The following is a 10002-nucleotide window of genomic DNA, read 5'->3' on the forward strand; positions in this document are numbered from 1 at the left end:
TCTGATATTTGACGGAGGTGCCAATGACGCCAGAGGTCGACGCCGTCGTGGTCGGAGCCGGATTCGCCGGCTTGTACCTGATCCATAAACTTCGCGAGCACGGCTTCTCGGTTCGCGTCTTCGAGGCGGCCGACGACATCGGCGGCACCTGGTACTGGAATCGGTACCCCGGCGCGCGGGTCGACATCCCCAGCCTCGACTACATGTTCAGCTTCGACCCGGACTGGCACCGGGACTGGCAGTGGTCGGAGAAGTACGCCACCCAGCCGGAAATCCTGCGCTACCTCAATCACGTCGCCGACAAGTTCGACCTGCGTCGCGACATCACGCTGGGCACGCGGGTCACCAGCGCCCATTGGGACGACGGCACCTGGCGGGTGCGAACCGACCAGGGTGACGACGTCACCTGCCGTCACCTCGTGATGGCCACCGGATGCCTGTCGATCCCCAAAGAACCCGACATCGCGGGCATCGAAACCTTCACGGGCGAAACGTATTACACCAATCGCTGGCCCCACGAACCCGTCCACTTCGCCGGCAGGCGGGTCGGGGTGATCGGCACCGGATCGTCGGGCATCCAGTCGATTCCGCTGATCGCCGCGCAGGCCGCGCGGCTGACGGTCTTCCAGCGCACGCCGTGTTTCTCCATCCCGGCGCACAACGGCCCGGTGTCGGAGGAGAAGCAGGCCGCACTGGCCGACGAACCCGCCTACCGCGCCGCCGCACGCGCGTCGTTCGGCGGGGTACCGCAGGAGCGCACGCTGATCCCGACGTTCGCGGTGCCCGAGGCCTACCGCGAGCAGCGCTACGAACGCGCCTGGCAGATCGGCGAGCTGCTGGAAACGCTCAACATGTTCTCGGACCTGATGAGCAACCCGGCCGCCAACGAGTCGTTCGCCGACTTCGTCCGGGGCAAGATCCGCGCCGCGGTGCGCGATCCACAGACCGCAGAACTGTTGTGTCCCAACGACTATCCGGTGGGTGCAAAGCGCCTCTGCCTCGACACCGACTACTACGCCACCTTCAACCAATCCCATGTGCGCCTGGTCGACCTGCGGACCCAGCCACTTGTCGGCGTCACCGAGACCGGCGTCGAGACCGTCGGTGAATCCTTCGACTTCGACGCGCTGGTGCTCGCCACCGGGTTCGACGCCATCACCGGCGCGGTGGCGGCCATCGACATCGTCGGCCGCGACGGACTCGCGCTGAAAACCAAATGGGCACAAGGGCCGTCGACCTACCTCGGCCTCACCACGACGGGGTTCCCGAACCTGTTCCTGATCACCGGACCCGGTAGTCCGTCGGTGCTGTCCAACATGGCGGTGTCCATCGAGCAGCACGTCGAGCTCGTCGCCGACACATTGACGTACCTGCGTGCGCACGGCTTCGACACCATCGAACCGACCCCGACCGCCGAGGCCGGCTGGATGCAGCACGTCGCCGACGCGGGCGCCATCACCATGTTCCCGCAAGCGAATTCGTGGTACGTCGGCGCGAACATCCCGGGCAAGCCCCGGGTTTTCATGCCCTACGCGGCGGGTGTCGACTTCTACGCCGCCGCCTGCGCCGACGTCGTCGGCCAGGACTATCTGGGCTTCCATCTGACCGGGCCGGCCGGTTCGCAGTGCCACGACGGCGTGGTCCGGCGGTTGCAGCCCGATGTCCAGCTGGTGCTGGAGATGGTCGCGGCGATGAATCCGCCGCCGCTGGAATCACTTCCGGTCGAGCTGGCCCGGGCCGCGATGGTCGAGGCGAACAGCACCCGGCCGCCGGGACCGGAGGTGGGTGAGGTCCTCGACGGCGGATTTCCCGGGGCGGCAGGCGAACTCGACTACCGGCTGTACCGGCCGGCGAGCCCCGGCCCGCACCCGGTGGTCGTGTACTTCCACGGCGGCGGCTGGGTGCTGGGCGACGCCACGTCCGACGACCCGCTGTGCCGCGACCTGTGCGTACGCACCGACGCGCTGGTCATCTCGATGAATTACCGGCACGCGCCGGAACATCGGTTCCCCGCGGCCGTCGACGACGGCATCGCCGCGCTGCGGTGGGTCGCCGACCAGGCCGCCGCCCTCGGCGGCCTGCCCGACCAGTTGGCAGTGGCCGGATGGAGCGCCGGCGGCAACATCGCCGCGGTCGTCTGCCAGTGGGCCCGCGACCATGGCGGCCCGCGCATCCGCGGGCAGCTGCTGCTCACCCCGGCGACCGACGCGCAGCCCTACCCGTCATACGTGGAGAACGCCGACGGTTACGGACTCACCACACCACTCATGCAGTGGTTCGCCGCCCTGTACGACGCCCCCGCCGACGATCCGCGACGGGCCCCACTGCGCGGCGACCTCACCGGCCTGCCGCCGGCGATGGTGGTGACCTGCGAATTCGATCCGCTGCGCGACGAAGGCAACGCCTACGCCGCCGCACTGGCCGCCGCGGGCGTGCCCACCGAGCACGTCCAGGCCCGCGGCCACACGCACCTGTCGACGACGATGGTCGACCTCGTCGTGTCCGGAGCCCCCATCCGCGCCCAGATGGCCGCGGCGTTGCGGGGGTTCCTGACTACTTAGCCTCGGCCTTCTGAGCCTCGGTCTTCTTGGCCTCAGGCTTGAAGTCGATGCCCGACTCCTTGCGCTGCTGCGCGGTGATCGGCGCCGGGGCGTCGGTCAGCGGGTCGACGCCGCCGCCGGACTTTGGGAACGCGATGACGTCGCGGATCGAGTCCACCCCGGCGAGCAGCGCGGTGATGCGGTCCCAGCCGAAGGCCAGGCCGCCGTGCGGCGGCGCGCCAAAGGTGAAGGCGTCCAACAGGAATCCGAACTTGTCCTGCGCCTCGGCTTGGTCGATGCCCATCATCGCGAACACCCGCTCCTGGACGTCGCGGCGGTGGATACGGATCGAGCCGCCACCGATCTCGTTGCCGTTGCAGACGATGTCGTAGGCGTCGGCCATTGCCGCGCCCGGGTCGGTGTCGAAGGTCCCGATCGAGTCGGGCTGCGGCGCGGTGAACGCGTGGTGCACGGCGGTCCAGGCGCCGGAGCCGACGGCGACGTCGCCCGATGCGGTGGCCGCGTCGGCGGATTCGAACAGCGGCCAGTCGACCACCCAGGTGAACGCCCAGGCGTTGGGGTCGATCAGGTCGAGGCGCTTGGCGATCTCGATGCGCGTCGCGCCCAGCAGGGCTCGGGCACCCTTGGCCGGACCGGCCGCGAAGAAGATGCAGTCACCGACCTTCGCGCCGACCTGCTCGGCCAGACCGGCACGCTCGGCGTCGGTCAGGTTCTTGGCCACCGGGCCGCCCAGCTCGCCGTCCTCGCCCACGAGCACGTAGGCCAGGCCCTTGTGGCCGCGCTGCTTGGCGAACTCCTGCCAGCCGTCCAGCGTGCGGCGCGGCTGCGATGCACCGCCCGGCATGACGACCGCACCCACGTACGGCGCCTGGAACACCCGGAACGGGGTGTCCTTGAAGTAGTCGGTGCACTCGACGAGCTCGACGGCGAAGCGCAGGTCCGGCTTGTCCGAGCCGAAGCGGCGCATGGCCTCTTCGTAGCTGATGCGCGGCAACGGCAGCGGCAGGTCGACGTCGATCAACTTCCACAACGCCGCCAGCACCTCTTCGGCCACGCCCATCACGTCGTCGGCGTTGACGAAGCTCATCTCGAGGTCGAGCTGGGTGAACTCCGGCTGGCGGTCGGCGCGGAAATCCTCGTCGCGGTAGCAGCGGGCAATCTGGTAGTAGCGCTCCATGCCGGCCACCATGAGCAGCTGCTTGAACAGCTGCGGGCTCTGCGGCAGCGCGTAGAACGAGCCGGGCTGCAGGCGGGCTGGCACCAGGAAGTCGCGGGCGCCTTCGGGAGTCGAGCGGGTCATCGTCGGGGTCTCGATCTCGACGAAGTCGTGCTTGTCCAGCACGCCGCGGGCCGCCGCGTTGACCTTGGAGCGCAAGCGAATTGCGTTGCCCGGGCCTTCCCGGCGCAGGTCCAGGTAGCGGTACTTCAGCCGGGCTTCCTCGCCGGGGGTCTCGTCGAGCTGGAACGGCAGCGGGGCACTTTCGGACAGCACCTCGAGCGTCGTCGCGTTGACCTCGATGTCGCCCGTCGCGATGTCCTTGTTGGCGTTGCCGTCGGGCCGCACCTCGACGATGCCGGTGACCAGAACACAGAACTCGGCGCGCAGCCGGTGTGCCTGCTCGAGGACCGCGGCGTCACGGAACACCACCTGGGAGACCCCGGAGGCGTCGCGCAGATCGATGAAGATGACGCCGCCGTGGTCGCGCCGGCGCGCCACCCATCCAGCCAGGGTCACCGTCTGACCGGCGTCGGTGGATCGCAACGAACCGGCGGCGTGACTGCGCAACACGAATATCTCCTCAAGAAGTCTGAATTCGAGCGCTAAGTCTAGAGGGGCGCCTCGACCGGTAATTTGGCGACAGTGAGCTTTGCCCTCGTAGGACCGGGTGCCATCGGATCGACGATCGCCGCGCTGCTGTACGCGGCGGGCCGCGAGGTGCTGCTGTGCGGGCGGACGCCCCGCGGCGCCATCGAGGTTCGGGTGGACGGCAGCGCGCCGATCGTGGTGCCCGGCCCGGTGCACACCGATCCCGATACCGTCGCCGGACCGGTCGACGTGGTGCTGCTGGCGGTCAAGGACACCCAGTACGCAGCGTCGGCTCCGTGGCTGGCCCGGCTGTGCGGTCCGGACACCGTCGTCTGCGCGCTGCAGAACGGCGTCGAACAAGCTGACCGGCTTCGCCCCTACTGCCCCGAATCTGCCGTCGTAGCTGCGGCGATCTGGATTGCGGCGGAGACCCAACCCGAAGGCTGGGTGAAGGTGCTGCAGGCCCCGCGGCTGGTGCTGCCCGACGACCTCGCCGCGACGAGGCTGGCGGCGGCCATGGACGGCAGTGGGATCAGCATCGAACTGGATCCGGACTTCCTCAGCGCTGCGTGGCGCAAGCTGTTGGTCAACGCCGTGGTGGGCTTCATGGTGCTGTCCGGCCGGCGCTCCGGGATGTTCCGGCGCGACGACGTCGCCGCAGTGGCCCGCAGGTATCTGGCCGAATGCCTGGCGGTCGCGCGCGCCGAGGGCGCGGCACTGCCCGACAGCGTCGTCGACGAGATCGCCGACATGCTCAAGCAGGCGCCCACCGATATGGCGACGTCCATGCTGATCGACCGCGAAGCCGGCCGCCCGCTGGAATGGGACATCCGAAACGGCGTCATCCAACGCAAGGGCGCCGCGCACGGCATCGCCACCCCGATCAGCGACGTGCTGGTGCCACTGTTGGCCGCGGCGAGTGACGGACCGGGTTAACGCAGCAGCCGGCGCACCTCGTCGTCGCTGACCTGGTCGAAATCACGGTAGGACTCCCCCACTGCGGCGAACGGCGTCGGGAGGTCGGCGCAGACCACGTCGTCGACGATCCCGGTCAGCTGCCGGCAGGCCGACTCGGTGCCGACCGGTACCGCCACCACCAACGTCCGCGGTCCGCTCTCCCGCACCACCTCCGCGGCCACCCGCATGCTGGCGCCGGTGGCCATGCCGTCATCGACGAGGATCACGGTCCGCCCCGTCACGTTGGGCGGTGGCCGCCCCCGGCGGTAGTCGGTTTCGCGCCGCACCAACTCGCGGCCCTCGGCTTCGGCGACCTCGGACAGCGTCTGCTGCGAAATCTGCAGTGGCCCAACCACATCCTGATTGACAACGATGTGACCGCCACCGCCCAGCGCGCCCATGGCGTACTCCTCGTGACCGGGCACGCCCAGTTTCCGGACGACGCAGGCGTCCAGCGGCGCATTCAGAGCGGCCGCGATCTCCGACGCGACGGGCACCCCGCCGCGGGCCAGACCGAGCACGACGACATCGCGTCTGCCGCGGTACGCCGTCAGCAGACCGGCCAGTACGCGCCCCGCCTCTGCACGGTTACGAAAGACGCGTCTCGATAGATGATTTCGCGTGCCTCAGATCCTATTCCCATCAGCGCCGTCGCGTGGTAATCCGTAATTGACACAAGCCAAATTAATAGCGTCGAGGAGGCAGAAGTGAAGCTCACCGGAACAGCTGTTGCGGTTCTCTCGGTGGTCGGCATCGCCAGTGCGCCGATCGCGTCGTCGGCCGGCTATCCGCTCGTCGGCAAGCTCGGCAGCACCTTGAAGATGACCGACAGCGTCGGACAGGTCCAGCTGAGCTGGCAGGTCTCTGACCTCAAGCCGAGCTCCGATGTCATGCCGGGCTATCCGGTCGCCGGAAAGCTCTGGGAGGCCACGGCGACTGTCCGCGCGCTGAGTGGTCCCGTCACCCCCGGTGTTTCGCAGTTCAACGCGGTCGCGCCGAACCAGGCCAGCTACCGCGTGCTGTGGATGGTCGCCAGCCCGATCAACATCAGCGGCGCAACCATTCCGCAGGGCGGGCAGTCGACCGGGAAGATTCACTTCGACGTCACCGGCGCCGCGCCCACGACGGTGACGATGAACAACGGCATGGAAGACCTGATGGTCTGGACGCCGTGAACCAGTAGACACCCTGCTCTAGGGTGTCTACTCATGAAGATCTACCAGTGCGAGCCCGTCGGCGTCGACTTCATCGACAGCGCACCGTTCCGCTTCGTCAGCAAAGTCGAGCTGGCGATCAAACCGGAGCAGCTGTTCGAGGTCTTCTCCGACGAGACGTCCTGGCCGCGCTGGGCAACACTGATCACCAACGTGGAGTGGACCAGCCCGAAACCGTACGGCGTGGGCACCACCCGTACGGTGACGATGCGCGGCCATATCGTCGGCGATGAGGAGTTCATCGGCTGGGAGCCGTTCTCCTACATGGCTTTCCGCTTCAACACCAGCACCTCCAACATGCTCTCCGCCTTCGCCGAGGGCTACACCGTCGAGGAAACCCCGGGCGGTTGCCACCTGACGTGGGTGATGGCCATGAAGCCCAGCGGCCTTGCCGGTGAGCTGGGCATGCGGGCCGGCCGCCCGATGATGGCGTGGCTGTTCCAGCGGTTCCTGCACAACCTGCGCCGCTACACCGACGAGCGTTACGGGGACGAGCGCTACGGCGCGTAGAGCCCTGCCCAGACCTGCCGGCGCACCTGGTCCGGGTCATCGATGGTTTCGTCGCGCATCGAGCCGATGACCCTGGTGGCGCGCCGATCGGTGTCGTAGGCCGGCCAATCGGCCATGCTGTCGCTCTTCGTGGCGAAGTCCAGCCGCTCGCGGGACGCGAAGTCCAGCCATAGCCGCTGCATCCGCCGGCCGACCGACGGCTGCACCTGACGGCCGAGCGGGTGCAGTATCCGGCCCATGTAGGAGCCGTAGCTGTGCTGGATATGCACGATCTCGCTGCCGTGCGTCGCGCCGAGACCCAGCACTTTCAGCGTCCACGTGGTGTGGTCGAACCGGTAGACGTGCGTCGGCGCATGCTGACTGTAGGCATCCGAGAACGCCCACGTCGGGGCGCCGAACATGACGTCGGAGCCGATCCCGATCAGCGCCCGGCGCCGCGGATAGCTCGGATAGGCCTGCAGCACAGCATCTTTCGCGTCCGGTGCGATGCGCGCGAAGTAGTCGTCGACCATCGGGACGGTGGTGGGCAGCATCGGCGGCTTGCCCCACGCGAACATCGACGCCTCGCGGCTGTTGGTACCGACGATCAGCGGCACCTTCGCCACGGCCCCGGCCAGCGCGGCCGACACCGGATGTGCGGGCAGCAGGTCGACGCCGTAGGTCAGCCCGTAGGCCAGCTTCGGACTGTTGGCCGCGCTCTCCCCCTGTAGCTGCCCGGCGGCGCGGCGCAGTTGGCGCTGCGGTAGCCCGACGATCTGGTCGACGGGGACGTCCAGGCGGCGCACGAATTCATGGGCCTGGCGGGCCCGGGTCTCGCGGTCGGCGATCAGCGGCAGCGCCGGGCTCTGCGCGATGGCCCGGCCGAACAGTCCGTCGGCCGCGGGACTGGCCAGCAGCGCCAGCACTGATGTCGCACCGGCCGATTCGCCGAACACGGTGACCTGGTCGGGGTCTCCGCCGAACGCGGCGATGTTGTCGCGCACCCATTGCAGTGCCGCGATCTGGTCCCGCAGGCACAGGTTGTCGTCGAATCCCGGGCCGAGGTCACCGAGTTCGAAACCGCCGAACACGCCGAGCCGGTAGGTCACGTTGACGACCACCACGTCGCCGTTGGCCGCCAACCGGGATCCGTTGTACAGCTGCAACTGACCGGCCCCGAACACGAAGGCGCCGCCGGGAATCCACACCATCACCGGCAGTGAGCCCGTCACATCGGGTGACCACACAGTGACGGTCAGGCAGGCTTCGTCCCGCATCTTGGGGTCGTCGCGCCCGCCGCCGACGAACGACTTGCCCTGCGGCGGGATGGGTCCGTGGTCGATGGCGTCACGAATGCCGGACCACGGGATCAGCGGTTGCGGAGCGCGGAACCGCAACGGCCCGACAGGCTGCTCGGCATAGCCGACGCCACGCCAGACGTGCACGTTGCCTTCGGTGGTGCCACGGAGGGCGCCCGCCACGGTGTGAACGATGGTCGAACGGTCAATGGTTTCGGGCTGGACGGCCACACTGGAAATCGTAGTCGTACGACGATCAAGCGATGAGGAACGAATCGCGCTGAGGAGTGCGACCAATCGATCCAGTGTGGAAAGCTGGCATCCAGTCGTATTCGAGGCCCGGACGGAGCGGTGATGACCTTCAACGAAGGTATGCAGATCGACACGAGCAATACGTCGACCAGCGGGGGTGGCGGTTTCGGCGGCCGTGGCATCGCGATCGGCGGCGGCATGGGTGGCTTGGTGATCGTGGTGGTCGCCATGTTCCTCGGGGTGGATCCGAGTTCGATTCTCGGCCAGCAGAACCAGGCGCCCCAGTCCAGCCAGGGATCCAGCGCTTACGACCTGAGCAAGTGCAAGACGGGCGCGGACGCCAACAAGTACCTGGAGTGCCGCATCGTGGCCACGGGCAACTCGGTGGACGGCGTGTGGTCGCAGCTGCTGAAGGGCTACACGCCGCCGAAGATCCGGCTGTTCCGCGGTCAAGTGAGTACCGCGTGCGGTCCGGCCGACACCTCGGTGGGCCCGTTCTACTGCCCCGGCGACAAGACGGCGTATTTCGACACCAGTTTCTTCCAGACCTTGGTCGACCAATTCGGTTCCAGCGGCGGGCCTTTGGCGCAGGAGTACGTGGTGGCGCACGAGTTCGGCCACCACGTCCAGAATCTGCTCGGTGACATCGGCAAGGCGCAGCGGGGGCCGAAGGGTGCCGAGGGCAACAGCGTCCGCACTGAGCTGCAGGCCGACTGCTACGCCGGCGTGTGGGCGCACTACGCCTCGACGGTCAAGCAGAAGAGCACGGGCGTCCCGTTTCTGCAGCCGTTAAGCGACAAGGACATTGCCGACGCCTTGTCGGCCGCCTCATCGGTCGGTGACGATCGCATCCAGAAGCAGGCCACCGGCCGCGTCAATCCGGAGTCGTGGACGCACGGATCGTCTGCCGAACGACAGAAGTGGTTCACCACCGGTTACCAGACCGGCGACGCCAAGCAGTGCGACACGTACAACGCACAGGATCTGGGCTAGGCCGCAGGGTTGATCCGCGCGATATACACGTCGCGCGTGAAGATGCGTAGCCCCTCGGGCCCCGGTGGTGCGGTCGAGGTGTAAACCGCTCCCGATGGCGTGGTCAACGCGATAGTGTGCCGGCCGTACCGGTCGTAGCTCGCGGCTGCTTGCCAGCCGGGTTCTTCTTTGACGTAATTGCAGTGCTCGCACAACCCATCCCCGTTGTCTGCACTTGTGAGTCCGTGGTGGGCGTGCGGCTTCACATGGTCGGTGTGACGAATCCGGGCGTTGCAGTATGGCGTCCGGCAGATCTGGTCCCGCAGAGCGATGAACCGGGCCAGCCCTTTCGGGAAGGTCCGCGCCGTCGATTCCATCGCGACCAACTTGTTGGTACCCGGCTGGGCATACAGCCGCCGCACCGCCGCGGCCGCCTGCGGGTCGGCTTCGGC

8 protein-coding genes and 1 pseudogene are annotated in these 10002 nt (G+C 68.0%); 5 read left to right on the forward strand and 4 right to left on the reverse strand.

The genetic code is table 11. The features are described 5' to 3' along the window. The first annotated feature begins 23 nt into the window (after nucleotides 1-23). A complete protein-coding gene (locus tag TL10_RS23220; protein ID WP_043987526.1) occupies nucleotides 24-2561 on the forward strand; it encodes a flavin-containing monooxygenase in 2538 nt (845 codons plus the stop codon). Here the strand turns inward: TL10_RS23220 and aspS are convergent. After that, the gene (gene aspS, locus TL10_RS23225) at nucleotides 2554-4350 is read right to left on the reverse strand and encodes an aspartate--tRNA ligase (protein WP_043987527.1); all 1797 of its coding nucleotides are present in this window, start codon (nucleotides 4348-4350) and stop codon (nucleotides 2554-2556) included. The genes TL10_RS23220 and aspS overlap by 8 nt on opposite strands. Nucleotides 4351-4422: 72 nt before the next feature. Here aspS and TL10_RS23230 point away from each other — a divergent pair, with 72 nt between their 5' ends. After that, on the forward strand, nucleotides 4423-5304 hold the full coding sequence (locus TL10_RS23230; protein WP_052506511.1) for an oxidoreductase: 882 nt from the start codon (nucleotides 4423-4425) through the stop codon (nucleotides 5302-5304). A 2-nt stretch (nucleotides 5305-5306) separates the two neighbouring features. Here TL10_RS23230 and TL10_RS23235 read toward each other — a convergent pair. Continuing rightward, nucleotides 5307-5930 (reverse strand): annotated as a pseudogene (locus tag TL10_RS23235) (phosphoribosyltransferase); the annotation flags it as partial. Nucleotides 5931-6032: 102 nt separating this feature from the next. Here TL10_RS23235 and TL10_RS23240 point away from each other — a divergent pair. Together TL10_RS23240 and TL10_RS23245 are read left to right on the forward strand one after the other, a co-directional pair. After that, nucleotides 6033-6500, forward strand: coding sequence for an MPT63 family protein (locus TL10_RS23240; RefSeq protein ID WP_043987530.1), 468 nt, complete (start codon nucleotides 6033-6035; stop codon nucleotides 6498-6500). Nucleotides 6501-6533: 33 nt separating this feature from the next. Further along, on the forward strand, nucleotides 6534-7049 hold the full coding sequence (locus TL10_RS23245; RefSeq protein ID WP_043987531.1) for an SRPBCC family protein: 516 nt from the start codon (nucleotides 6534-6536) through the stop codon (nucleotides 7047-7049). Here the strand turns inward: TL10_RS23245 and TL10_RS23250 are convergent. Further along, nucleotides 7037-8557, reverse strand: coding sequence for a carboxylesterase/lipase family protein (locus tag TL10_RS23250; RefSeq protein ID WP_192830290.1), 1521 nt, complete (start codon nucleotides 8555-8557; stop codon nucleotides 7037-7039). The genes TL10_RS23245 and TL10_RS23250 overlap by 13 nt on opposite strands. A gap of 123 nt (nucleotides 8558-8680) precedes the next feature. Between TL10_RS23250 and ypfJ the strand changes: the two genes are divergently transcribed. After that, nucleotides 8681-9571, forward strand: a complete 891-nt coding sequence (gene ypfJ / locus TL10_RS23255) for a KPN_02809 family neutral zinc metallopeptidase (protein ID WP_043392819.1) — start codon at nucleotides 8681-8683, stop codon at nucleotides 9569-9571. Here ypfJ and TL10_RS23260 read toward each other — a convergent pair. Beyond that, on the reverse strand, nucleotides 9568-10002 hold a 435-nt coding region (locus TL10_RS23260; RefSeq protein WP_043987532.1), incomplete at its 5' end, for an HNH endonuclease. The genes ypfJ and TL10_RS23260 overlap by 4 nt on opposite strands.

The sequence above is a fragment of the Mycolicibacterium llatzerense genome (genome assembly GCF_000878195.1).
Taxonomy (GTDB): Bacteria; Actinomycetota; Actinomycetes; order Mycobacteriales; family Mycobacteriaceae; genus Mycobacterium; species Mycobacterium llatzerense.